Here is a 24,977-nt window from a genome sequence, read left to right on the forward strand (position 1 = left end):
GGTAAGAAGGCCTATATGGTTTGATTGCTAGTCGTTGTCTTGCGAGGCGGGGGCAAGCTCCCCATGGCGGGCCCTGAAGCGCTTGGGAGGCCGGTATGAGGGACAGGTGTCGAAGTCGACATACTCGACGGCCTCGACGAGCGATTCGATCATGCCATCATGGTCGAAGGAGTCCCAGGCGGCATGCACCTCACCGAGACGTGCATGGGTCTCGGGCCGACGCGGCATGAAGAGCGTGCAGCAGTCAGGGGCAGTCTCACAGCAGATGTCATAGGTGCCGATCTGCTCAGCACGCTCGATGATCTCCTGCTTGTCGGATCCGATGAGCGGCCTCAGGACCGGCATGCCCACGACCTCGTCCGTCGCGGCGATGTTGTCGAGCGTCTGCGATGCGACCTGTCCCACGGACTCACCCGTGACGAGCGCCTTACCTCCCTCGATGAGGGCGATGCGCTCGGCGACCGAGTACATGAGTCGCCGATACATGATGATGCGAAGCGATTGTGGGGCCTTGAGCGAGATCTCACGCTGGCAGTCACCGAAGGGGACCACATAGAGCCTCCCCACGCAGCCCGAAGGTGCCATCTCGCGTATGAGGTCCTGGCAGAGCCATTCGCTCGTGTCGGCCGTCTGAGGTCGCCCGGAGAAGTGCACGGGGACGCACACGCAGCCGCGACGCCCCAGCATCCAGGTGGCGACCGGCGAGTCGAACCCACTGGAGAGGAGTGGCACGACCTTGCCCGCCGTACCGACCGGGAGACCACCCACGCCGCGCTCGGAGGCAGCGAACACGAAGACGTCGCCCTGCTGCACGAGGACGTTCACCTGGACGTCCGGATGATGCATCTGGACGACCTTCTCGGGATAGGCATCACACAGGGCCGAACCGACCAGACGGTTGATGTCCAAGGTGTGGATCGCATAGTCGGTGTTCGAGCGGTGGGCGTGGACCTTGAAGGTCACGAACTCCCCAGCCTCGGCCAAAGCCTCGACCGCGGCAGCGCAGTACTCATCCTCGTCCTGCGAGCAGAGGAAGGCGCGAGAGACCCGTGCGACACCGGGGACCTTGCCTATGGCCGCGGCCACATCCTCGAGCGCAGCATCGTCACCGAGTGTAACGAGGAGGTGCCCGGAGATTCTCCGGACCCGTCCCACGGGCAGGCCTGCAAGCGCGTGCCTCAGGTTGTCGACGAGCTGGTTCTCGAACAGCGATCGGTTCTTGCCCTTGAGGCCAATCTCATGGTAGTGGACAAGACAGACACGGCTCGCCATGGGCTAGTCGCTGACGGGAGTATCGGACGCCTCGCCGGCGATCTCCTGGTCGAACTCGTCCTTGACGAACCCGAGCGTGCCGTCATCAAGCTCGTTCATTGCGACCGAGATGGGATCCTGACCGGAGACGACGGTCGTGATGTCGTCGACCTCTTGGACGTTCGTGACGCGAAGGTGCTGCCCACGAAGCATGTTGTTGATGTCACAGGCCCGCTTCGAGGCAACGGAGCAGAGCAGGAACGGATTGTGCTCGGTCTTGTCGAGTAGGCTATCGATCTGGGGCTTGGTGACAGACATGGATACCTTCACTTCTTCTTCTCAAACGACTCCATGGCAGCGAGCAGTTGGTTGGTCGCCACGTCTAGGTCGTCGTTAACGATACGAACGTCATACCGGTCTGCGAGCTTCATCTCGTTGGCGGCATCCGCCATACGGAGCCGGAACGAGGCCTCATCCTCTGACCCACGACCCCGAAGGCGCTGGCCAAGGACCTCGAGCGAGGGGGGCTCGATGAAGACGAGGACACAGTCTGGGTAGATGGCGCGAACGTTGAGCGCGCCCTGCACATCGATCTCGAGGATGACGGAACTTCCGCCACCGATGAGTCGGTCGACCTCACTCCTCGGCGTCCCATAGCGGTGATCGTGGACCTGGGCCCACTCGAGGAAACCGCCCGCCTCGACCTGACGCGAGAACTCGTCATCGGTCAGGAAGTGGTATGAGACCCCATCGACCTCGCCAGCCCGCGGATGTCTGGTGGTCGCAGAGACCGACAGGCCAAGATCGGGACGCGCCTCCCGCACACGGGAGACCAACGTGCCCTTTCCTGCGCCTGCCGGTCCAGATACGACGAAGAGCCTGGGAGACTCGGGCACTACTTGGAGAGGATCTCGAGGAGAGCCTCACGCTGACGTGCACCGAGGCCCTGGACACGACGCTTGGGAGAGATACCAAGCTCCTCCATGATCTTGGCGGACTTGGCCTTGCCATACCCAGGGAGGGACTCGATGAGGGTGTGGACGGGCATACGCGCTGCTGCGGGGTCATCGGAGTTGAGAACCTTCTCCAGTGAGACCTTGCCGGTCTTGATCTGCTCGCGAAGCTCCGCGCGGGCATGACGAGCCTCGGCGGCCTTCTTGAGGTTGGCAGCACGCTGCTCTTCAGAGAGCTGAGGGAGAGCCATACTTTCCTCCAAACGTTGGTGATACTTCCTTGCACATGGATCGCAACCTCCTGGCTGCGACTAACGCACGTAGACAGTGTGGCAATCTAGCGGCCTATTTGCAAGCAACAACCCGGAATCAGTCGGTGATAAGCCACTCTCTTTCCACATACGGAACGCCCGGGACGCATGACGTTCCCCCGCCCGGGACACCCCTCATATGCCGCGAGGACCACCCGATAGGGCAACAAGCAGCACTTCCGCAGCATATCCGCAGCTCAAGAGGCATCAGGCGACGTGCCGAATCCCTCGAGGGCCTCGGCCACCTCACCAGCAATGGAATCGAACGCCATGGCGACATCAGGAGCCTCGGTGATGGGCCTGCCGACCACGATATGCGAGGCACCTGCCCTCATCGCATCCAGCGGGGTCGCGACGCGGCGCTGGTCGCCCACGGACGCACCGGCAGGACGCACGCCGGGTGTGACCACGAGCGCATCATCCCCCAGGACGAGACGCATGGCAGCGGCCTCGCGCGGCGAGCAGACGACGCCGTCGGTCCCGGACTCATAGGCCATCCCCGCGAGCTGGGCCACCTCCTCGCCGAGGGAACGCTCGATACCCACCTGCGAGAGGGCCTCGGCGTCCATGCTCGTGAGCACGGTGATGCCGACGAGCCTGGTACGCTCTGCCCGTTCGGCAGCGGCATTATCGACACCCTTGCGTGCGGCGGCGATCATCTCGGCACCGCCAAGAGAGTGGACCGAGAGCAGGTCGGCACCGGCCAAGGAGGCTGCCCGGGCCGCGCCCTCGACCTGATGGGGGATGTCGTGGAGCTTCAGGTCAAGGAAGACCTTGAAGCCCCTCTCATGCATCTCGGTGACGACCGAGGGACCGCAGGCATAGTACAGGGTCATCCCGACCTTGATCCACCGGGCATGGCCGACAAGGGAATCAGCAAGGGACAGGGACTCCTCGTGGGAGCAGTCTAGAGCGACGATGACACGGTCAGAAGCAGCAGCGTCTAGCATTCGAATGCACCTACCAGTTCAGAGACGGATTCGACACCCTGTGAGGAGACCCAGTCGGTGAGCTCCTCGAGGATTCGCGGACCAGAGGGGGGATCGACCAGGTTGGAAGTGCCGACCGACACGCACGTGGCGCCGGCGAGAATGAACTCGGCGGCATCGGCACCGCTCGTGATGCCGCCCATGGCATTGATGGGTAGGCTCGTCGCGGACGCGGCCTCCCACACCATGCGAACGGCTATGGCATGGATCGCCGGGCCGGAGAGCCCCGCCGTGGGTCGGGATACGCGGCTCCTGCGAGTGTTGACGTCGATTGACATGGCAGGGATGGTGTTGATGAGCGATATCGCATCAGCCCCGGCATCCTCGACGGCATGGGCCACCTCTGGCACGCGCGCAGGGGCGAGCTTCACGAGGAGCGGTCGCGTCGTATGGTCCCTCACCGCAGCGACGACCTTCGCCGCCCCCTCTGGGGTGGCACCCATGGCCGCCCCGCCCTCGTCGATGTTAGGACAGCTGATGTTGATCTCGATTCCAGCGGCGAACGGCGCCCTCTCCTCGAAGAGGTCGACTGCCTTGACATACTCGTTGATCGAGTGGCCCACAGCCTGACAGATGACCGCGCAACCCCTCCGGGAGAGCCGCTCGAGGTACTCACCGTCCTCATCGATGAGACCAGCAACTCCCGGGTTCATGAGGCCGACAGAGTTCATGACACCAGAGGGGACCTCGCACATCCGGGGCGAGGGGTTACCTTCCCATGGCTCGGGAGAGCATCCCTTGAGCGTTATCGACCCGAGTTGGGCGACGTCATAGAAGCCCTCGAACTGCCATCCGAACCCGAAGGTTCCAGAGGCGGTACCCACAGGGTTCTGCATCTTGATGCCGCCAAGATCGACGGCCATGGTGGGAGCGCTCACCATTCGACCTCCTTCGCCTCGAACACAGGTCCTGCCATGCAGGCCTGCACGTTTCCATGCGTGGTGCTGACCACGCATGTGCCGCAAGCGCCAAAGCCACAGGTCATCATCCGTTCCATCGAGACCTGGCAAGGGACATCGGCAGCGTCACAGATATTGGCACATGCACGCATCATCGCCTCGGGGCCACATGCGAGGACGAGGTCGTACTCGTGAGCGGCAAGCGCGGGCTCCAGCACATCCGTCACCAGCCCACGGTCCCCCGCAGTCCCGTCATCAGACGTCACCACGACCTGCTCGACCCCACAGGAGAGGAGCTCGTCATAGCCCCACAGCGTATGTGCCGTCCGCGTGCCGATGATGGCATCGTATCGCGCGCCACCCGCGGTGAGCGCTCGGGCCGCCGCCACGACAGGGGTGATGCCGATTCCCCCTGCGACCAGGAGCGGATGGCCCGGCATGGGATCGAGCTGCCAACCATGGCCCGCAGGCCCAAGTACGGAGACATGGTCCCCACTTCCGAGCTGCGAGATCCTTCTCGTACCCTCGCCCACGACGGCATACTCAGTCTCGACGGTACCGTTCGAGGGGAGTGCGCAGGAGAAGGAAAGGGGGATACGGACCACCTGCGAGGGGTCGCCTGGGACGGTGAGGCTCATGAACTGGCCGGGAGAGATGGCCTCCGCAAGCTCGGGGGCACAGATCACGAGGCGATAGATGCCGCGTGCGACGACGTCGTTCGAGACGACGGAGACCTCATGGACACGGGCAGATGACGGGTTGGGCATGACGTGATTCCTTTCGACGGACGCATGACGAGCGACGACGATGCCCTCTATGCCACGACCCCATCCATCAGGGTGCGCTTTCCGGCGACGAAGACGTCCCGCGCGGCACCGGTGAGATGTGTGCCGAGGAAGGCAGAGTTATGGGACCTGCTCTCGAAGAGCCCGTCGGACACGACGTACCCGATGGACGGGTCTATCACAGTGAGGTCGGCCGACGACCCCACAGCCAAGGTGACCGGCTGCATCCTCAGGAGCCGACGGGGCGACACGCACATGAGCGACACGAGCTGGTCCCATGACAGCTTGCCGGGAAGCACGAGGTTGGTGAGCATGAGCCCGAGCGAGGTCTCGAGTCCGATGGAGCCGAACGAGGCAATCTCGAACTCGCAGTCCTTCTCATGGGCTGCATGCGGCGCGTGGTCGGTGACGATGCAGTCGATGGACCCATCACAGACCCCCTCGCGAAGCGCCGCAGCATCATGGGGGGTGCGCAGAGGTGGATTCACCTTGAGGTTCGTGTCATAGGTGTCGGTGATGTCATCCTCCGTGAGGAAGAGATGGAGCGGCGTGACCTCGCAGGTCACCGGTAGGCCCTCGGCCTTCGCTGAACGCACGAGGTCAAGGGAGCGCTCAGTCGAGATGTGGGCCACGTGCAGCGCACACCCCGTGAGCCTCACGAGGTCGATATCACGTGAGACCTCGAGCTCCTCGCCAGCCGCCGGCCATCCGAACATGCCGAGGCGCGTGGAACAGGTCCCCTCGTTCACAAGACCGCCTGCCGTGATGGACTCGTCCTCGCAGTGTGCGATGGCGACGCGGTCGAACTGGCTGACGTAGTCCATGCAGCAGCGCATCATTCCCGCGCTCTGCACGCCATGTCCGTCGTCCGAGAAGGCAGCAGCTCCCTCCATCACCATGTCCCCGATCTCGGCCAGTGCCTCGCCCTTCTCACCACGGGTGAGTGCCCCTATGGGGTGCACGCGCGCGAGCCCTGCTGCCTTCGAACGATCGATCTGGTATCTGACACCGGTGCCGGTGTCACAGACGGGGTCCGTGTTCGGCATGGTTGCGACATCGGTGAAGCCACCCTTCGTGGCCGCCCGACAGCCGGTCTCGATGGTCTCCTTGTACTCGTATCCCGGGTCGCGAAAGTGAACGTGCATGTCGACCAGACCCGGGACGAGGTCACATCCGGTGCAGTCGATGGACTCCTCGCCGTCACATGCGACAAGGTCCTCCCCCACCTCGACGATCCTCTCACCGTCGATGCGGATGTCAGCGACGTCATCGATGGCCACCTGCGGGTCGTGGAGGTGAGCCCCCTTAAGCAAGGTCATTGTCTTCTCCTCCCAGGAGCAGGTACATGGCAGCCATACGCACGGCGACGCCGGCGCTGACCTGATCGAGGATCTTAGCGTAAGGGGCGTCTGCCACCTCAGGCATGATCTCCATGCCGCGGTTCATAGGGCCCGGGTGACACACGATGGCCCCCTCCTTCATATGGCTCGCACGTACCGTATCAAGGCCGAAGAGGCGGTTGTACTCGCGCCTCGAGGGGATGGCGGCGCCCTCCATGCGCTCGAGCTGCACACGAAGCATGTAGATCACGTCGACATCGGGGATGACCGAGTCGAAGTCGGCCGTCTGCTCGCAGCCAAACCATGCAGGGTCCATCACCTGGAAGGTCGGGGGCCCCACGAGCGTGACCTCCGCGCCCATGGTACGCAGAGCCGGGGCAAGCGAGCCGACCACGCGGCTGTGCAGGAGGTCACCTACGATAGCGACCTTGAGGCCGTCGAGGTGACCGAAGTTCTCTCGGATGGTGTAGAGGTCGAGAAGGGCCTGGGTGGGGTGCTGGTGCTTGCCATCACCTGCGTTGATGACACGGGCATCCGTGTTCTCGGTGATGAGGTGCGGCGTGCCCGCGAACTTGGCACGGCAGACGAACATGTCGACGTTCATGGCAGCGATCGTCTGGATGGTATCAGCGAGGCTCTCGCCCTTGACGACCGACGAGGTCGACCCGGACATGTTGAGGCTGTCGGCCGAGAGGCGCTTCTCGGCAAGCTCGAAGGAGCTCCGTGTGCGCGTGGAGGGCTCGAGGAAGAGGTTCACGATCGTGCGACCGCGCAGTGCGGGCACCTTCTTGATGGCCCTTGAGTTGACCTCGGCGAATGACTGGGCCGTGTCAAGGATCTGCGTGATGTCGTCAGCCGTGAGACTCGTGGTGTCGATGAGGTTCCTGACCGAGAGCATCAGCGGTCGCCTCCCTCTGAGGCCTTGGGCTCGATGTCCCAGATCTCCACGGCGGTATGGTCGTCAAGCGGCTCGAGGCAGACGCGGACGTCCTCCTCGTGCGAGGAGGGGACGTTCTTGCCGACGTAGTCGGCACGGATGGGAAGTTCCCGGTGCCCTCGGTCGACCATGACGGCGAGCTGGATGGTGGCTGGCCGCCCGAAGTCCATGAGTGCGTCCATGGCAGAGCGCACGGTCCGACCGGTGAAGAGCACGTCATCGACCAGAATGATGTCCCGGCCGTCGAGACCGAAGGGAATGTCCGTCTTATGAAGCACGGGCGCGATGCACCTCGTGACGTCATCACGGTAGAAGCTGATGTCCAGGAGGCCGACCTCGGGAGCGCTTCCCTCGATGTCGGCGATCTCGGCCGCAAGGAGCCGCGCGAGCGTGGCACCACGCCTCACGATGCCCACGATGCGGATGTTTGCAGACCCCTCGTTGTTCTCGATGATCTCATGGGCAATGCGCGTTACGGCGCGTCTCATGGCCTTCTCGTCCATGATCGTTGCCTTGGGTGTGCCCGTCTCCATATGGCTCCCTTCGAAAAAAGATGCCTTACTGCCATGGCGGCACAAGACATCCCTGATAAAGGCATATGTGGAGGACGTTCCCTCAGCCTTGCGGGCATCTCGTACCACGCTTAAAGGTCGGAACCGACTATAGACCCATCGAGCGTGTGGTGCCCTGACAATAACGTCAGGCGCGAAAGTTCCTCAGGAGCGGGAAGGCCGGTGGGCGTCAATCGGACGAGCCCACACCAAGGCTCTCCCGCCAGAAGGCCTCGCTCTCAAGCATCGGTGCAGCCTCGTGCCATGAGTTCGCGATGTCATCGCCATCCTCACGCATCTTGCCCGTGAGAAGGTCATAACGGGACCGCAGCGCCTTCCACCTGTCCTTGTCCATGACGCGGACGTGCCCGTTCTCGCCCGAGGCGTCGTAGGCAACGAGAACCTTCCTCAGCAGGGTGCGGCGCGCGGGGTAGGCACCTCGACAGTAGTAGACGGCTGCGGGGCGCTCACGAAGCAGGAAACCCGGAGCCGCATGCCGATCGTGAGGCATCATCTCGAGCACCTTGAAGGCCATCGGATTCGACGGGGCGTTGTCCCCAAGCATGGAGGGATCCGCGGGGGCCTTCGCGACGACGCGCTTGTCCAGCTCTGAGACGGGCACCAGCTTCTCGTTCTTGGAACCCTCGCGCCGCATGACCTCATCGCCTGGGACCGAGATGAGGCGGTCGGGCCCTGCAAGGTAGTCCTCGAGCCCGTCGAGCATGATCTCACAGGTCTCGTAGGCCATGGCCCGCAGGTAGATATGGAAGGTGCGCGAGAAGCGCATCATAAACGGCCGCACGCAGTCCAGTGAGTCCGCCGCGCACATGATGAGGAAGTTCCTGGTGTACTGGTACTGGTCGACCGAGGCGCGGATCCTCCCCTCGAACTGCTCGTGCCACACGCAGATGCCGCCCATGGTCATATACGTCGGCTTGCAGCGAATTCCGTATTCGACGTCATCACACCGCACGAACATCGGAAGCGGAAGGCCGTGGGCGCGAATTGCAGAGGTCGGTATGCAGCTGTACCACCAGGCACCATAGGCGGACTCGACCTCTACGTCGACGAGCTCGTTCGCGATGACGTCGCGAGGGTCGCTCATGTCCATGTTCTTCTTGACCCTGGCGTACTTCCCGGACTTCAGCACCTGGGAGACGTCCTCGAACTGCACCTGTGGTGAGGCCATGTTGAGCATGGCACCGTTCACGAAGGCACTGGCATACCGATCGTTCGCGAGCGAGAGCAGGTTGAAGGTCCTCTTGATGCTCTCCGGCAGGACATGGACGTCATCATCCATGAGAAGGACATGGGTGTCCCCGGAGTCCAGCGCCTCGAGCATCCCTCGGGCGAAACCGCCGGAACCGCCCGTGTTGGCGTTGGGTATCACGGTCACGCCGCCGCCCGAGAGTTCGCCCGCATCGAGCGTTCGACCGTTGTCGACCACGACCATATGGAAGCCCGAGGAGATGGGCTCAGCGCTCTCGAGGATCTCGCGGCGCACCGAGTCGATGTTGGCAGTGATGTAGCGTTCCTTCTTGAAGGTCGTGGTACAGAGAGCGAGCCGAACCGGCCTGATGTCAGCGGCATCGAGGGACGTGACGTAGCGCGCCGCATGAAGCAGGACCGTACCACGCGTGCGGAGCCTGAAGGACGCGAGGGTGCCGCTCAGGTCAGAGAGGTCCACGCGCTCGGTGTGCACCGATCCCGACCCTTCGATGTGACGCGACTCGAGCGTGGAGGTCGCGTCGGGTCCCATCTGGATGACGTCCACCTCACATGCGTCCCCCGAGAGCTCGAGCACGAGCTCGAAGGAGGAGGCGACGGTGTACCGGCGCCACTTCCCGATGGAGAGGGCATTGAGATACGTCGAGAAGTCGACCTCGCCGGCAATGACCAACTCGCCCCCGTCAGGCGATGCAGACCCCGTCTCGCAGCGATAGTACAGGTCGGGGCATGTAGCGGCGAAATCGTCTCCGCCGAATAGCACGTTCGCGAGGGTGAACTCGATCATCTCTTCGTTCCTTTCTTGATGGGACCAGGACCAACCGCCCCAGGGGCCCTTGCCATATCTTCGAGCCACCGAGACGCCAGGCCATCAGGCCTCTCGCTCGGAGGCGTTTCGTCGAGCGAACAACGAGAGTTGCGAGACGGCGAAGGTCGGACCGTTGCAGCGGAGCGAGTACCAGAGCTCGTCGGCGAGGTTGGCGACGTGTCCCAGCGAGGAGAGCGATGGCTCAGGATAACCGGTGAGCTCAAAGTACACGTGCTTGAGCCCCGTGCTCACCTCGGGCATATCTCGAACGACGGATGGTTCCATCCGACACAGGAGGGCAACCGCAGCCTCATGCAGGGCAGGGTCGTCGATCTGGCCGCTGACGATGGCATATCCCACGTAGTGGAAGCCGACGACATAGAGTGACTGGAGGACCCCCGTGGTCGAGTGGAGGTCCTGGAGGGTATCAAGCATCTGGTTCCAGCGCACGAAGGAGAGCGCGACGTCACGATGGATCGAGGAGGACCCTGCGACGTCCTCGCGGTAGTTGTAGAACGGCTCGTCCGTGTATACGATGGAACGCGCGCGGGCACAGGTCTCGACACAGAAGGGCCCGTCGACCCAACCCGCCCCAGGGGCCTCGATGAGCCGGATCCCATCATCGCCTAGGAAGCCGCGGCGGTACAGGGCGCTCCATATCGAAGGATGCCTCTGGATCAGACCTGGGCACATCTCCAACGTGAGGGGCTGGGAGCTGAGGTCGAAGCGACGGTAGTAGGCGCAATGGTACCGACGCTCGTCAGGTCCCTCGGCATGGCATATGCGCCAGTAGGACGACTTCACCATGTCGGGAAGGCCATATCTCAGACCAAGCTGGAAGAGGTCATCGTACATATGGGGCTCGACCCAGTCATCCGGCTCGAGGATCCCTACGTACGTTCCCCTCGCCTCCGAGAAGCCCCTGTTGACCGAGGCCCCATATCCCTGATTGTGCTTATTGATGACCCGCACGCGCTTGTCACGTGCGGCATGCTCCTGCATGACGGCAAGGGACCCATCCGTGGACCCATCGTTGACGGCGAGGATCTCAAGGGAGCACCGGTCGTTCTGCTCGGCCGAGGACAGCGCCTGATCGAGATAGGCCTCGGTGTTGTAGCAAGGCACGACGACCGTGACGTCGACGTCACTCATCGGTCTCGCTGCTGTCGTCCACGTCCTTGGTGACGAGGCCGTTCTCCTCGGCCTTCTGGGCCTCTTCGATCTGCCTGCCCATGTTGCGATAGGCTTCGCAGACCTCATCGGTCGGCCCGACCATGCGCTGATGGCCCTTCTCGATCCAGCAGACGCGGTCGCACATCCGCTCGACGAGGTCGATGCTGTGGCTCACCAGCAGGACGGTCACGTTATTGGAGTCGACGAGCTCCTTGATGCGTCGCTCGCACTTCTGCTGGAAGATGAAGTCGCCCACCGACAGAGCCTCGTCCACGATCAAGATGTCGGGCTCGGTCACCGTGGCGATGGCAAAGGCGATTCGTGCGACCATGCCGCTCGAATAGTTCTTGAGCGGCATCTCCATGAACTCCCCGAGCTCGGCGAACTCGACAATCTGGTCGAAGCGCGAATCGATGAAGTCCTTCGAATAGCCGAGGAGCGCCCCGTTCAGATAGATGTTCTCGGTCGCAGTGAGCTCCATGTCGAAACCGGCACCGAGCTCGATCAGCGGCGCGATGGAACCCACGACCGTGCAGGTTCCCTTCGATGCCTCCAGGACACCGGCAATGATCTTGAGCATGGTCGACTTGCCGCTGCCGTTGGTCCCGACGAGTCCGAAGGCCTCTCCCCTGTGCACCTTGAAGTCGATGTGCTCGAGGGCCTTGAACTCCTTGAAGAGCAGGTCATGCTTGGCGATGTGGACGAAGTACTCCTTCAGGGAGTTCAACTGCTCGGAGGCGATGTTGAACACCATCGTGACGTCATCGACGTCGATGACGACCGGCGAGTCCTCCGAGGGAAGCGAAGGCCGCATGAGGTTGCGTCCCGAACCCGCCGCACTGTCCTGTGAGATGTACAAGCTGCCCCCCTCGGGCTAGATGTAGAGGATGAAACGGTGCTCGTTCTTGCGGAAGATGAGGTACCCGATGAGAAGGGCGCCGACCGCACAGCCCGCACAGATGAGGTTCGCATGCAGGGATGGCCAGACGCCGTTCAAAAGGATGTCACGGAAATAGGTGACGTAGTGGTACATGGGGTTGAACATCTCGAACCTCTGCATGAAGTCGGGGAGGATCGAGATGGTGTAGAAGAGCGGCGTGAGATAGGTCCATGCCGTGACCACGACGCCCCACAGGTGCATGACGTCGCGGAAGAAGACCGAGAGGGCCGAAAGCGCAAGCGAGAGGCCGGCACAGAAGACCATGAGATAGAGGAGGGCCAGGGGGAACAGCACGATGGTGGCCGTCGGCGCGATCTGGAACCACAGCATGACGATGATGACGGCGATCATGGAGAAGGCAAAGTTCACACAGGCGAACAGGACCTTCTCGATCGGGAAGACGTAACGGTTGATCTTGACCTTCTTGAGCAGCGATGCCGCATTGATGATCGAGCTCATGCCCTGGTTGGTCGAGTCGGTCATGACCTGGAAGACGGTGTTGCCGATGATGAGGTAGAGCGGGAAGCACTTGACCGTGTCAGAGCCGACCTTCATGAAGCTCGAGAAGACCAGTGCCATGACGCACATCATGAGCAGTGGGTTGAGGACGCTCCACAGGACGCCGAGCACGCTCCTGCGATACTTGAGCTTGAAGTCCTTGCCGACGAGCTGCCTGAGAATGAAGCCATCCCGCTTCGCTGGGGTGTTCCACGCCCGCTTGGCCCATCCGTCAGCCACCGTGAGCGTGCCACGCACGGTCTGGTTGGCCTCCGAACCGACCTTCTCCCCCGGTTCTACCACCTCGCAGGAGAGCTCGTAGGAGCCCGCGCGAGGAGGAAGGAACGTGAAGCAGTTCTCAATGGTGGGATGGTTCGAGAGGAACATGTTCGACGCGAAGTCACCAAGCGTCGACCAGGTGAAGTTATAGGACGCGCCCTCTGGCACCTCAGGAAGGTCGACGCTCATGGTGACGGGTTGGCCTACCGTCGCACCGCCCCTGCGCTCGACCCTTATGGACGCCCGGGAAGGGTCGGCCTCGTCGCCTTCGTCTCCCGCGACGGCCGCAACCGCTGCTGGGCCCTTCGCGCTCTGAGTCATTGAATCCAAGGTACCTCCTGCTGCGTCCTGCCACCTGGCAGGTCTCCACGTTCAACCTCACAGATGCTACCACAGCCTACGTGGTGCCATAGAAAACCCAGAGCGAGCCAGGCCCGCGGGACCGTTGGCTAGCACCTCGACGAAAGTTCCGGGAAAAACGTCCCTTGCATGTGAGCCCATCTCGTCTATACTTCTGTCTCGTGCCTAGCGCACCGAATTCCTCGGTAGCTCAATGGTAGAGCACGCGGCTGTTAACCGCGTTGTTGTAGGTTCGAGCCCTACCCGAGGAGCCAGAAGCAGCAGCCCCGTCGACCAAGGTCGGCGGGGCTTTCTCTTTGCCCCTTCCCTATGGCCTTGCCCTTAGCATCCCTGCCGACATGCCTTGATGAGGAGGACGCCCCCTCACCCTGCGAATCCATCCGCAGCGCCGAACTTCGGCGCGAGGACGCGAGCAGGGGGTGAGGGGGCGTCTGAGGCCCGTCATAAAGGTTTCGGGCTCTTACTCCTCCATGTAGTCCTTCAGCTTGCCGCTCCTGCTGGGGTGCCGGAGCTTGGCCAGGGTCTTGCTCTCAATCTGGCGGATTCGCTCGCGTGTGACGCCGAACTCCCTGCCGACCTCCTCGAGGGTGCGAGGATGCCCGTCCTCGAGGCCGAACCTGAGCTTGATGACCTTGCGCTCACGGTCGGCAAGGCCGTCGAGCACGGTATCGAGCTGCTCGCGGAGCATGGAGTCGGATGCAGCCTCCGGAGGGGCCACGGCCTGGGAGTCCTCGATGAAGTCACCGAGCTGTGAGTCTTCCTCCTCGCCGATGGGCGTCTCGAGCGAGACCGGCTCCTGGCTGATCTTCTGGATCTCGCGGACGCGTTCCGCGGGAATCCCCATCTCCTCACCGATCTCCTCGGGAGTCGGGTCACGGCCGAGGTCCTGGAGCAGTTGCCTCTGGACACGTACGAGCTTGTTGATGGTCTCCACCATGTGGACCGGGATACGGATGGTGCGGGCCTGGTCGGCGATGGCACGCGTGATGGCCTGACGGATCCACCAGGTGGCATACGTGGAGAACTTGAAGCCCTTGGTGTAATCGAACTTCTCGACAGCACGGATCAGGCCAAGGTTCCCCTCCTGGATGAGGTCGAGGAAGAGCATCCCACGTCCCACGTAGCGCTTGGCGATGGAGACGACCAGACGCAGGTTCGCACTGATGAGGGCCTGCTTCGCGTCAAGACCGACCTGTTCGATTCGCGTCAGGCGACGAAGCTCGGCACGGGTGAGCTCCAACTCGCCGGCATCAGCCGCCTCGAGCTTCTCGGAGGCATCGGTGCCAGCCTGGATCTTCATGGCAAGGTGCACCTCTTCCGAGGCGGTCAGCAAGTCGACCTTCCCGATCTCCTTGAGGTACATCCTGACGGGGTCGCCCGTGAGCATGACCGTCACGTTTTCGGTGCGACGACGTGACTTTGCACGCCCCTTCGCCTTCGGCTTGCTTGCGGCAGCAGCCTCGCGGGTCGCCGCCTTCGTCTCGGCGACGTCGGCATCGACCGGCTCTCCGTCGGCATCCTCGCTGCCCGCGCCGGAGCTCTCGCCGTCCGCCGGGGCGTCATCGTCGTCATCACCGCCGAGGGAGTCGGGATCTGCGGCATCGTCACTGGAGATGTCGAGGCCCTTCTCGCGGATCGCGTCATAGAGGTCAGAGAGCTCGTCCCCGTCGACATCGATGTCGCGGATCGCGACCTGGATGTCATCCTCGCTCACGGTCCCGTCGCCGGCGCCCGCCTTGGCCACGAGGGACTCGACGGCCTTCGTAAGCTCTCCGGAGAGTTTGGTGTCGGTGTTCGTCTTCTTGGCTGTCACGTGTATCCTTTCGACGATAGCCCTCATATGCTACCCGTTTTTTGCGTTCTAAGCCATAGCAGATATCTTCGCGGCCAGGGCCTTGGCCCTCCTTTGGAGGTCCGTCGCCTGCCTGAAGAGGTCGTCCATCTCTTCCTTCTCGACATGCCCCTCGAGACGGGCCTTGATCGCACGTACCCGTCTCCTGCATGAGTACAGCTCGACGTTGTCGATGGCGAACGTCATCTTGTCCGCATCGGAGAGCTCGTCCCGCACGACGAGCCGACCCGTCGACAGGATCCTCGGAGCGAGTTCGCACGCCTCGGTCGCCGCCCTCACGACATCCGTAGGGCTCGTTCCGTCCGGGGTCGCGAGCATGGCCCAGGCGATCGCCCTGTCACGGTCATCGACCCACGAGAGGGCCGCTATCCTCTCGGCATCGGAACGTGCGACGTCGGGCGTCGCAGCCATGAGCGTGAGCAGCTCACGCTCCGCACGGAGCTGGCTGCGGTCGTCCGGCGAGAGCGTGCCCAGCACCTCCGCCGCCGTGGGACCCGAAGGTTCCCGTAGGTCGCTCTCGTCGCCTTCCGCCGACGACTCCCGCACCTCGTCGGCCTGCGTCGCCACCGGGGAGTCCCTGATCCTTCGCTTGGTCTCGTCGACGGTGACCCCGAGCCGGTCCGCCACCTGCGTCGCATAGGAGTCGAGCAGCACGGAGTGCTTCAAGGGCGCGAGGAGCGAGGCCATGTCGCCCAAGGCCGCGACACGCTGGCCTGGGCTCGAGAGGTCCACCGACGAGAGGCGCTTGTCGAGGACGAAATCGACGAGGGGGACGGCTCCCCCGAGCTGATCGGTCAAAGCCGTGGCACCACGCGCCGCAACGAACTCGGCAGGGTCAAGGTCGTCCGGGAGGACGACGCAGAGGAGTCGCGCCTTCGTGCGGTCGAGGTACTGGATGGCATGCTCGGCCGCACGCTGTCCCGCAGCGTCGCCATCGAACATGCAGATGATGGTCGACGAGAACCTCGTGAGCAGCTTGACGTGGTCCTCCGTGAGGGCCGTGCCCAACGTGGCGACCACATTCGTGAAGCCAGCCTCATGGAGCGAGATGACGTCGGTGTAGCCTTCGACGACGATGGCCTCGTCCTTGGCTGCGATGCTCTCCTTCGCGCGGTCGAAGGCGAAGAGGTTCTTGGACTTATGGAATGTGCTGGTCTCCCGAGTGTTGAGATACTTCGGCTTTCCGTCGCCGATGACGCGTCCCCCGAACCCGATGCAACGCCCCTGCTCGTCATGGATGGGGAACATCGCCCGGTCATAGAAGCGGTCACGCAGTACCCCGCCTCGATCGACGGCAAGGTCGGCGGCCAGTATCTCGTCTCGACCGAACCCCTTCTGCGAGAGGTGTCCCACGAGGGCCCCGTTGCCAGGCGCGAACCCAAGATCCCATCGCCCGCAGACCGCTGAGCCGAAGCCACGCCCCGCCAGGTAGGAACGAGCCGCAGCGGCTCCCTCACCCTTCCCACGCATGAGCTGCAACGAGAAGAACCGCTCGGCCTCGACGAGCGCTTCGACCAGCCTGTTACGCTTCGGACCCCTAGGACCCGCAGCACGTTCCTCGGCGAGCTCGATGCCTGCACGGTCGGCAAGGTAGCGAATCGAGTCCGGGAAGTCGAGGTTCTCGCGCTTCATGACGTACGCGAACACATCGCCACCTGCACCACAGCCAAAGCACTTCCAGAGGCCGTTGGTGGGGTTGACGTGGAACGACGGGCTCTTCTCGTGATGGAAGGGGCAGCAGCCCCAGAACTCGCTGCCCCGTTGGCGCAGCACGACCGTCTCGCCGACGAGCGCAACGATATCGGTGGCTTGCCTGACCCGCTCCTTGTCCTCTTCAGAGATCATGCGCGCACCCCCACGACGGAACCACCCAGGTTGTCATGTACCCAGTCGATGTTGCCTCGCACCACGTGCGCGAGCTCCGAGAGGGACGTGAAGCGCCTCGATGCGCGAAGCCAGTCAGCGAAGACGACCTCGACCTCCGCTCCATAGAGGTTGCCCTCGAAGCCCAGCAGGTTCGCCTCGAGGAACGACGTACGAGGTCCCGAGAACGAGGGGGGCGCGCCCACGTTGATGGCCGCCGGCCATGCCTCGGACCCGCTCCGGACGAAGCCCGCATACACGCCGTCGGCCGGCAGACAGGCCTCGAGGTCGCTCGTCACGTTGGCGGTGGGAAAGCCGAACGTATGGCCCTCCCCACGTCCATGAAGCACCTGACCACGAACGAAGTGATGCCGCCCCATGAGCCGTGCGGCCTCTGCCACCCGCCCCTCGCCGAGCAGTCCCCGGATCCTCGTGGCCGTTACGGGCACACCGCCATCGACGACGAGGTCATGTCCGGTGACGTCGAACCCGCGTGCCCTCCCGATGGCCGCAAGGGCCGAGACGGTACCCTCCCCGCCCGCGCCGAGGCAGAAGTCACTCCCGACATGGACCGAGACCGGAGCGAGGAGAGGGATGAGGATGTCATCGATGAAGTCCGACGCCCGCATAGAGGCCATGGCGGCGTCGAATGCAAGCGAGCAAGAGGCCAGTGCCCCTATGGTCGAGAGCGCACGCAGCCGATCCTCATGGCAGAGGAGCTCCTCCCCATGGCGCTCGGGAGCCAGCACGCGAGCCGGATCCGGATCGAAGGTGACCACGACAAACGGACAACCACGCTCCTCCGCGTCCGCACGGGCGGAGCGCAGAAGCTCGCGATGGCCCATATGGACGCCATCGAAGGCACCGATGGCGACGACACTCGGCGTCCCCAGCACGGGGATGCCCCGGAGCAGGGCCTCCCGAAGCGAGAACGAGACAGGAGGGAGGTCGACGCCCGCGAGTACCGACTCAGAGACGAGACGGGCAGCGTCAGGGGCTTCCATGGGCATGCTCGTCACACTCCCCCGCCGACGCCGATGATGCCATCGGGGAAGGTCGCCTTCGAAACGAGACGAGGGCCGTCCTTATACCAGACGCCGTAGAGGAGCCCGCCACACACGAGGGAGCACATCCCCCCATCTCCGAGCTCCATGGGTGCGTCCAGAGGGCGGCCGCAGCGCACGTCCGCGAGGCCGGCCTCGTCGAGGGCATGCGTCGGATACCCGAGGGCCCAGGTGGGGTCGAGGGCGACCTCTGCCACACGGGCCGGTCCGAGCTGACCAAGAAGGTCCAACGTCGTGCACCTACCAAGGTCGCAGGGACCGGACGAGGTCCTTCTGAGAGAGACGACATGGGCGGCGGTGCCACATGTACGGCCGAGGTCGCGTGCGATGGACCGAATGTAGCAGCCCTTCGAGACGGTGAAGGCGCAGTCCCAGAACAGGTCCCCGTCCTGATGGCCGATACCCTGCAATGACGCCGAGAGGATCGAGACCGAACGGGAGTCGAGCTCGAACACCTCCCCAGCGCGCGCCCGGTCATAGGCACGCCGCCCGCCGACCGAGATGGCAGAGTACGAAGGCGGCACCTGGTCATAGGTACCGACCATGCCCGCCAGGGCATCGATCGCATCTGCCTCCCCAGAGAGACGAGACGGTACGTCGCTCCTCCGGACCACCTCGCCCTCGGCATCGTCAGTAGACGTCTCTGCGCCGAAGAGGATGCGCGTCTCGTATGACTTGCGCTCCTGGGTGAGGAGCCCCATGATTCGTGTGGCCTGCCCGACGCCGACGACCAGGACGCCAGAGGCCTCGGGGTCGAGCGTGCCCGCATGGCCCACGCGCTGCTCGCCGAGAGCACGCCTCACGCGGCCGACCACGTCATGCGAGGTCATGCCACAGGGTTTATCAATCGCGAGCAGTGCGTTGATGCCGCTCGTGCCTCTTCTCACTCGGATTCCCCCGAGTCATCGAAGAGGGACTGCAGCTTGGGCAGGACGCATGAGAGGACGTCGTCTATGTCGCCATCGGCCGTGAAGCCAGCGGCAGCCACATGGCCGCCACCACCAAGCTCACGGGCGACCGCGGACACGTCGAAACTCCCCTTGGACCGGAGGTTCCCGCGAACGTGCCCATCGCCGGTCTCCTTCAGGAAGAGGGCGACCTTGCTGCCCTCGACGCTCCGCACGATGTCGATGAGCCCGTCGCACTCCTCGGCCAGGGCCCCCGTGCGCTCGAGGTCAGCCTGGGTGGCATAGCTATAGGCGATGAGTCCGTGGTCGAATGTGAGGATGCGGCCCATGACGACTGACTGGAGGTGCAGGTACGCCAGTCTGAAGCTCTGGTAGACGTTGAGCGAGATGCGGGAGGGCGAGGCCCCGGCATCCACGAGCATCGACGCGATCTCGAAGGCCTCCGCATCGGCGTTCTGATACTGGAACCGACCCGTGTCGGTGATGATTGCCGTGAGAAGGCAGTCAGCCAGCCCGCTTGAGATGTCGATGCCAAGGTGCAACGCGAGCTCAGCTATCACGACCCCCGTGGCAGCGGCATCAGGACGCCTGATGGCGACATCACCGAACGCCTCGTCACACGGGTGGTGGTCGACGAGGGCGCGCCTCCGCGCGCGGGCACAGACGGCTGCGCCGTTGTTCATGCGGGATGGTATGGGAAGGTCGACGCAGATGAAGAGGTCCGGCGTCGCGCCATAGGTGCTCGCCCTCACGAGCTGGTCCGCCCCAGGAAGGAAGCTGTACAGGCGAGGCACGTCGTCATCATCAGCGAGGAGGCCGACCACGAGCTTGCCTGGCCAACGCTCCCTGATGAGCATGACCAAGGCGAGCTCGGAGCCGAGGGCATCGCCGTCGGGGTTGGTATGCGCACAGATGGCGATGCTGTCTGCCTCGTCGATGAGGTCGGAGAGCTCGTTGAAGCGTGCCGCCTGCCATGCATAGAGCTTGTCATCGCTCGTGTTCATGATGTACCTGCTACTCCTCCCCGACGCCCGCATCCGGAGCGGGACCATCCACGGGGTAGCCCTCCTCGTCCTTCTCGACGCCAAGCGTCGGGGGAACGTTCTCGAGCGCACGCGCGATGGCCTCGGCCTCATCGGTCGTGGTGTCGATCTTGAAGACCAGCTCAGGCGTGACACGCCAGCCGAGGGCATGACCCAGGAGCGAGCGAATCCGACCATGGCCGCGCTCGAGCGCCGCCATGGTCTGCTCATAGCGCTCGGCATCGCAGGTCACATAGGCCCGCACGAGCGAGCGATCAACCGAGACCTCGCACCCCGTGAGCGTCACGAGGTTGAGGTCAGGGTCGCTCATCTCGAAGAGCAGGATGTTCGCGAGCTTCTCGCGAGCGACCTGTGCCGTGCGTCGCGAGCCTTGGTTCTGCTTCATGAAAGCCCACCTACTCGGTCCTGGCGACCTCGATGACCTTGTAGGTCTCGAGCACGTCGCCGATATGGAAGTCCTGGAAGTCTGTGAGGCCGAGACCGCACTCATAGCCGGACTTCACGCTCTTGACGTCATCCTTGAAGCGGCGCATGGACGCGAAGGTGCCGTCATAGACGACGATGCCATCGCGCACCAGACGGACCTGGTCGTCACGTCCGACCTCGCCTTCCGTGACCATGCAACCGGCAGCCACGCCGACCTTGGGTACCTTGAAGGTGTCGCGCACCTCCGCGGAACCAGTGGTCTGTTCCTCCTCGGTGGGCTTCAGGAGGCCGACACGGGCCGCGTCGATGTCCTCGATAGCCTTGTAGATGACGTTGTAGCACTTGATCTGGACGCCCTCGCGCTCGGCGAAGGTCCGTGCCTTGGCCTCGGGACGGACGCCGAAGCCGATGATGATGGCGTTCGACGCATCGGCCAGGGTCACGTCGGTCTCGGTGATGGCACCGACGGCCGAGTGGATGATGTTGATGTGGACCTCGCTCTGGTCCATCTTCTCGAGCGCGTCGGAGAGGGCCTCGATCGAACCTTGGACATCGGCCTTGACCACGAGGTTGAGTTCCTTGACCTGCGACGCCTCCATGGTGTCGAAGAGGGTCTCGAGCGTGACGTGCCTGACCTTGTTCTGCTCCTCGATGCGCGCCTTGAGCGAGCGCTGCTCAGCAAGGTCGCGCGCGTCGCGCTCGTCCTGGAAGACGCGGAACTCGTCACCGGCATCGGGCACCGACTGCAGCCCGAGGATCTCGACAGGGTCGGAAGGCCTTGCCTCCTCGAGCGTCTGCCCGTGCTGGCCCAGCATGGCACGCACACGCCCATAGGCGGTACCTGCCACGAGCGAGTCGCCCACATGGAGGGTTCCACGGCTCACGAGGACCGTTGCGACAGATCCGCGGCCACGGTCGAGCTTGGCCTCGAGGACATAGCCGGAGGCGAAGGTATCTGGGTTAGCCTTGAGCTCGAGGACGTCAGCCTGGAGCAGGATCGTCTCGAGGAGCTCGTCGATGCCCTGGTGCTTCTTGGCAGAGATGTTCACGAACATGTTCTGGCCACCCCACTCCTCGGGGATGACGCCATACTCGGTGAGCTCCTGACGTACGCGGTCTGGGTTCGCCTCAGGCTTGTCGCACTTGTTGACGGCGACGACGATGGGCACGTCGGCCGCCTTCGCGTGGTTGATGGACTCGATCGTCTGTGGCATCACGCCGTCGTCGGCAGCGACCACCAGCACGACGATGTCGGTCACCTTGGCACCGCGGGCACGCATGGCCGTGAACGTCTCGTGACCAGGCGTGTCCACGAACGTGATGGTACGGCCCTTGATCTTGACCTGCGAGGCTCCGATGTGCTGCGTGATTCCGCCGGCCTCGCCCTCGGCGACGCCTGTATGCCTGATTGCATCGAGCAGGCTCGTCTTGCCGTGGTCGACGTGGCCCATGACCGTGACGACGGGGGGCCGGGACTGGAGGTCCTCGGGATCGTCGAAGAAGGTGAAGGAGTTCTCCTCCTCCTTGGTCATGACCTCGACCTCGCGACCGATGTCGTCAGCGACGAGCTCGATGAGGTCGTCAGACATGGACTGGGTCATCGTGAGGGGACTCCCCAGGAGGAAGAGGCGCTTCACGATGTCGTTGGCGGGGACCTCGAGAAGGTCGGCAAGCTCGGCCACGGTGGCTCCGGTCGGGACCTTCACCACGCCGATCTTGGAGACGTCCTGGTCGTTGGCGATGGCCTCCTCGACAGCCTTCTGCTCCGCGGCCTCCTCGGCCTGCTGCTGCCTGCGCTCCTTACGCTTCTTGCGGCGGCCCGTAGACTCGCGGGACGCCTCCTCGACGGAGGCACGGACGTCCTCGAGCACGCGCTCGCGGTTGTACTCCTCGGCGGCACGGGCCATGCGACTGTAGCGGTCCTCGCCCTCGTCCTCGCGGTGGCCCTTGTGGGCCTTGGTGTGGCGTTGTGCCGTGGCCTTGTCGGGATTGGGCTGATTGATGGACTCGGACGAGCGCTCATGGCGACCGTCGCCACCCCGACGGCTCCCCTCGCCCTTGGCCTTGCCCTTCGCCTTGGCAGCGGACGCCTCGGCCTGCTGCTCCTTCATGACCTTCTCCTGCTCGGCAATCTGGTCAAGCAGGCTGGTGAAGGACGGAGCAGCCTTCGGGGCCGTGTCGTGGACGCGGTTCTTCTCCTCCTCGGCACGACGCCTCTCCTCCTCGGCGGCGCGCTCGGCCTGCTCCTTGGCCTTGGCCTCCTCGGCGGCCTTCTGGGCGGCAGCCTCCTCGGCGCGCTCCTTCTCGCGGCGCTTCTCGGCAGCGATGCGCTCCTTCTCTGCCTTCTTCTTGGCCTCTGCCTCCTCGACGGCCTTGGCCTTCTCCTCTGCCTCCTTGGCAGCCTCGATCTCGGCGGAGCGCGCCTTCGCGACGGACGCGAGGTTCTTGCGCGCGACCGAGACGTAGGCGTCCTCGAGTGCGGACGAGGGCGACTTGGCAGGGATCTTCATGTCCCTGAGACGCTCGAGCATCTCCTTGCTGGTCATGCCATATTCTTTTGCGAGGTCATGTACACGGGTCTTGGCCATGTGGTTCTACCTTCCGGAAAACGTGCGGACGATGCGTACGGGAACGTGCCCCGTGGGTCAGATCAGGGAGTCGGGGTCAGCGGAGACCTCGGCGGAATCGACAAGGGCCATCTTCTCGTGGACCCCGCAGTACGCAGAGCCGGGACGGGCCATGTTGCGGCAACGCACGCCCGAGGGGCTCACGTACTCGCACCGGTGCCCACCCTCCTCGGCATCCACGAGGTCGACGGCATACTCGCTTGCCTCGGGCATGTTCTTGAGCACCCCTGCGGCCAGGGACTGGTTCTTGATGTCGATGTGCCAGCCGGTGAGGCGAGCGGCGAGACGGGCGTTCTGGCCCTCCTTGCCGATGGCGAGCGACAGCTGGTCATCCGGGACGATGACCGTCGCGTAGTTGTTCTCCTCATCGACGATGACCCTGCTCACCTTTGCCGGCGAGAGAGCGTTGGCCACACAGCGCGCTGGGTCATCACTCCAGAGCACGACGTCCACACGCTCGCCCCTGAGCTCGCCGACCACGGTACGTACGCGGCTGCCCTTTGGTCCCACGCAGGCACCGACCGGGTCGAGTCGGTCGTCGAGCGACGAGACGGCGATCTTGGAACGCGCGCCCGCCTCACGGGCGACGGAACGGATCTCGACGACACCGTCATAGATCTCGGGGACCTCGACCTCGAAGAGCCTGCGGATGAGGTCAGGATGGGTACGGGAGACCACGATCGAGGGGCGGGAGTGCTCGCCGCGCACGGAGGCCACCTGGGCGTTGGGGTCACGCACGTCGATGATGATGGCCTTGATGCGCTGGTTGTGCATGTAACGCTCGCCATTGGGGCGCTCGTTGCGCTCGTTGGGGTTGCGTCGCTTGTCGAAGTGGGGTAGCTCCGCCTCGACGCCCTCGCGGATCTTGATGATGGTGAAGTCAGGCGTCGACTGGAGGACCGTGCCGGTGATGATGTCACCGATACGCTGGGAGAACTCCTCGTAGATCTGTTGGCGCGCCGCGTTGCGGACGATGTTGTTGATCTCGATCTTGGCATGCTGGGCAGCGATGCGGCTCGTGTCGGGAGGGGTCACATCCTCCTCGTCGAACTCCGCGTACTCGCCAGTCTCCTCGTCGGGCTCGCCCTTGGGGATGAGCTTGTAGACGTAGATCTTGCCGGTGGCGCGATCGATCGTGACCTTCGCGCCGTTCTCGAGGTGGAGCACGTCCGCATAGCTCTTCGCAAGCGACTGCTCGAGGCGGTCGAGCAGGTAGAGCTGGTCAATGTGCTTCTCCTGGCAGAGCGCCATGAGCGCTTCCATCATCTCGGATGCCATAGGGTCGTGTTCCTTTCTAGTGCGCGTCGTGTGAGGCGGAGGGGGTTGTGAAGTCGATGGTGGGCTTGATCTTGCAACGCTTGACCTCATCCAAGGGGATGAGGACCGGCTGTCCGTCGACCTCGAGGGCGACGGAGCCGTCAGAGAAGCCCTTGAGGGTCCCCGCGTAGTGCTTGCGTCCCTCGGTGGCCGTGGTCGTGAGAGAGACGACCTCACCGGAGTACCGCTCGAAGTCATGCGGACGACGCAGCGGACGAGCAAGCCCGGGGCTCGAGACCTCAAGCACGTAGCTCCCCGGGAAGGGGTCAACGAGGTCGATCGTGTCCGAGACCCATGCGTTCTGGGCCGCGACCTCGTCGAGGGAGATCGGGTCGTCCGAGCCCTCTGGCAGGTCCACGCGGACGCGCACCGTGGGCTTCTCGGCAGAGCCGGTCACCTCTACATCGACGACATCGATGTCATGGTCTTGCGCCACGCGCTCGAGCGCCTCGAGCAGGTGGTCGCGGACCGAGTCGTACGACATATGTCTCCTCTCAAGCTTCAGACAGAGAGGAAGCGGGGCGAAACGATCCGCCCCACTTCCTCTCGAACGCTCACCTTCTGTACGTGCACACT

The 24,977-nt window shown here is 63.8% G+C and carries 23 protein-coding genes and 1 tRNA gene; 1 reads left to right on the forward strand and 23 read right to left on the reverse strand.

What is annotated here, in order from left to right; translation table 11 throughout:
• Positions 1-27 precede the first annotated feature (27 nt).
• The 14 genes from thiI to LKE50_07265 all read right to left on the reverse strand — a co-directional run bounded on the left by thiI (position 28) and on the right by LKE50_07265 (position 12,902).
• Positions 28-1,272, reverse strand: a complete 1,245-nt coding sequence (thiI, locus tag LKE50_07200; protein MCH3968384.1) for a tRNA 4-thiouridine(8) synthase ThiI — start codon at positions 1,270-1,272, stop codon at positions 28-30.
• Between the two features lie 3 nt (positions 1,273-1,275).
• Positions 1,276-1,569, reverse strand: a complete 294-nt coding sequence (locus LKE50_07205; GenBank protein MCH3968385.1) for a DNA-directed RNA polymerase subunit omega — start codon at positions 1,567-1,569, stop codon at positions 1,276-1,278.
• 8 nt (positions 1,570-1,577) lie between these two features.
• A complete protein-coding gene (gmk, locus tag LKE50_07210; protein MCH3968386.1) occupies positions 1,578-2,147 on the reverse strand; it encodes a guanylate kinase in 570 nt (189 codons plus the stop codon).
• Positions 2,147-2,455, reverse strand: coding sequence for an integration host factor (locus LKE50_07215; GenBank protein ID MCH3968387.1), 309 nt, complete (start codon positions 2,453-2,455; stop codon positions 2,147-2,149). Before LKE50_07215 ends, gmk begins: the two co-directional genes overlap by 1 nt.
• A gap of 257 nt (positions 2,456-2,712) precedes the next feature.
• On the reverse strand, positions 2,713-3,465 hold the full coding sequence (pyrF, locus tag LKE50_07220; GenBank protein MCH3968388.1) for an orotidine-5'-phosphate decarboxylase: 753 nt from the start codon (positions 3,463-3,465) through the stop codon (positions 2,713-2,715).
• Positions 3,459-4,385: a dihydroorotate dehydrogenase gene (locus LKE50_07225; GenBank protein ID MCH3968389.1), complete on the reverse strand. Its 927-nt coding sequence runs from the start codon at positions 4,383-4,385 to the stop codon at positions 3,459-3,461. The genes pyrF and LKE50_07225 overlap by 7 nt, the downstream gene beginning before the upstream one ends.
• A complete protein-coding gene (locus LKE50_07230) occupies positions 4,379-5,170 on the reverse strand; it encodes a dihydroorotate dehydrogenase electron transfer subunit (protein MCH3968390.1) in 792 nt (263 codons plus the stop codon). Before LKE50_07230 ends, LKE50_07225 begins: the two co-directional genes overlap by 7 nt.
• A 47-nt stretch (positions 5,171-5,217) precedes the next feature.
• A complete protein-coding gene (locus LKE50_07235; protein MCH3968391.1) occupies positions 5,218-6,507 on the reverse strand; it encodes a dihydroorotase in 1,290 nt (429 codons plus the stop codon).
• Positions 6,494-7,426, reverse strand: coding sequence for an aspartate carbamoyltransferase catalytic subunit (locus LKE50_07240; GenBank protein MCH3968392.1), 933 nt, complete (start codon positions 7,424-7,426; stop codon positions 6,494-6,496). Before LKE50_07240 ends, LKE50_07235 begins: the two co-directional genes overlap by 14 nt.
• Positions 7,426-7,998 carry a bifunctional pyr operon transcriptional regulator/uracil phosphoribosyltransferase PyrR gene (gene pyrR / locus LKE50_07245; GenBank protein MCH3968393.1) on the reverse strand — a complete coding sequence of 191 codons (573 nt, stop codon included), beginning with the start codon at positions 7,996-7,998 and terminating at the stop codon, positions 7,426-7,428. The genes LKE50_07240 and pyrR overlap by 1 nt, the downstream gene beginning before the upstream one ends.
• Before the next feature lie 208 nt (positions 7,999-8,206).
• Entirely contained in the window at positions 8,207-10,030 is a 1,824-nt protein-coding gene (locus LKE50_07250; GenBank protein ID MCH3968394.1) for a glycosyltransferase, read from the reverse strand.
• A gap of 84 nt (positions 10,031-10,114) precedes the next feature.
• Positions 10,115-11,203: a glycosyltransferase gene (locus LKE50_07255; protein MCH3968395.1), complete on the reverse strand. Its 1,089-nt coding sequence runs from the start codon at positions 11,201-11,203 to the stop codon at positions 10,115-10,117.
• Positions 11,196-12,038 carry an ABC transporter ATP-binding protein gene (locus tag LKE50_07260; protein MCH3968396.1) on the reverse strand — a complete coding sequence of 281 codons (843 nt, stop codon included), beginning with the start codon at positions 12,036-12,038 and terminating at the stop codon, positions 11,196-11,198. The genes LKE50_07255 and LKE50_07260 overlap by 8 nt, the downstream gene beginning before the upstream one ends.
• 60 nt (positions 12,039-12,098) lie before the next feature.
• Positions 12,099-12,902 (reverse strand): ABC transporter permease, encoded by an 804-nt coding sequence (locus LKE50_07265; protein MCH3968397.1) that lies wholly within the window; start codon positions 12,900-12,902, stop codon positions 12,099-12,101.
• 578 nt (positions 12,903-13,480) lie between these two features.
• Between LKE50_07265 and LKE50_07270 the strand changes: the two genes are divergently transcribed.
• A tRNA-Asn gene (locus LKE50_07270) sits at positions 13,481-13,555 on the forward strand.
• 206 nt (positions 13,556-13,761) lie between these two features.
• On the opposite strand, the gene rpoD is transcribed toward LKE50_07270, so the two are convergent.
• From rpoD to LKE50_07315, 9 genes are read right to left on the reverse strand one after another with little or no spacing between them, the layout of a single operon-like run.
• Entirely contained in the window at positions 13,762-15,114 is a 1,353-nt protein-coding gene (gene rpoD / locus LKE50_07275) for an RNA polymerase sigma factor RpoD (GenBank protein ID MCH3968398.1), read from the reverse strand.
• 48 nt (positions 15,115-15,162) lie between these two features.
• The gene (gene dnaG / locus LKE50_07280; GenBank protein ID MCH3968399.1) at positions 15,163-16,998 is read right to left on the reverse strand and encodes a DNA primase; all 1,836 of its coding nucleotides are present in this window, start codon (positions 16,996-16,998) and stop codon (positions 15,163-15,165) included.
• The gene (ribF, locus tag LKE50_07285) at positions 16,995-18,020 is read right to left on the reverse strand and encodes a riboflavin biosynthesis protein RibF (protein MCH3968400.1); all 1,026 of its coding nucleotides are present in this window, start codon (positions 18,018-18,020) and stop codon (positions 16,995-16,997) included. The genes dnaG and ribF overlap by 4 nt, the downstream gene beginning before the upstream one ends.
• 11 nt (positions 18,021-18,031) lie before the next feature.
• On the reverse strand, positions 18,032-18,967 hold the full coding sequence (truB, locus tag LKE50_07290) for a tRNA pseudouridine(55) synthase TruB (GenBank protein ID MCH3968401.1): 936 nt from the start codon (positions 18,965-18,967) through the stop codon (positions 18,032-18,034).
• Positions 18,964-19,992 (reverse strand): DHH family phosphoesterase, encoded by a 1,029-nt coding sequence (locus tag LKE50_07295; protein MCH3968402.1) that lies wholly within the window; start codon positions 19,990-19,992, stop codon positions 18,964-18,966. Before LKE50_07295 ends, truB begins: the two co-directional genes overlap by 4 nt.
• A 10-nt stretch (positions 19,993-20,002) precedes the next feature.
• Positions 20,003-20,416, reverse strand: a complete 414-nt coding sequence (gene rbfA / locus LKE50_07300; GenBank protein ID MCH3968403.1) for a 30S ribosome-binding factor RbfA — start codon at positions 20,414-20,416, stop codon at positions 20,003-20,005.
• Positions 20,417-20,426: 10 nt separating this feature from the next.
• Positions 20,427-23,045: a translation initiation factor IF-2 gene (gene infB / locus LKE50_07305; GenBank protein MCH3968404.1), complete on the reverse strand. Its 2,619-nt coding sequence runs from the start codon at positions 23,043-23,045 to the stop codon at positions 20,427-20,429.
• A 57-nt stretch (positions 23,046-23,102) separates the two neighbouring features.
• Positions 23,103-24,362, reverse strand: a complete 1,260-nt coding sequence (gene nusA / locus LKE50_07310) for a transcription termination factor NusA (GenBank protein ID MCH3968405.1) — start codon at positions 24,360-24,362, stop codon at positions 23,103-23,105.
• A gap of 16 nt (positions 24,363-24,378) precedes the next feature.
• Positions 24,379-24,885, reverse strand: coding sequence for a ribosome maturation factor RimP (locus LKE50_07315; protein ID MCH3968406.1), 507 nt, complete (start codon positions 24,883-24,885; stop codon positions 24,379-24,381).
• Positions 24,886-24,977: the final 92 nt, after the last annotated feature.

The organism is Atopobiaceae bacterium (genome assembly GCA_022483015.1).
In the GTDB taxonomy this organism is placed as follows: domain Bacteria; phylum Actinomycetota; class Coriobacteriia; order Coriobacteriales; family Atopobiaceae; genus JALCUE01.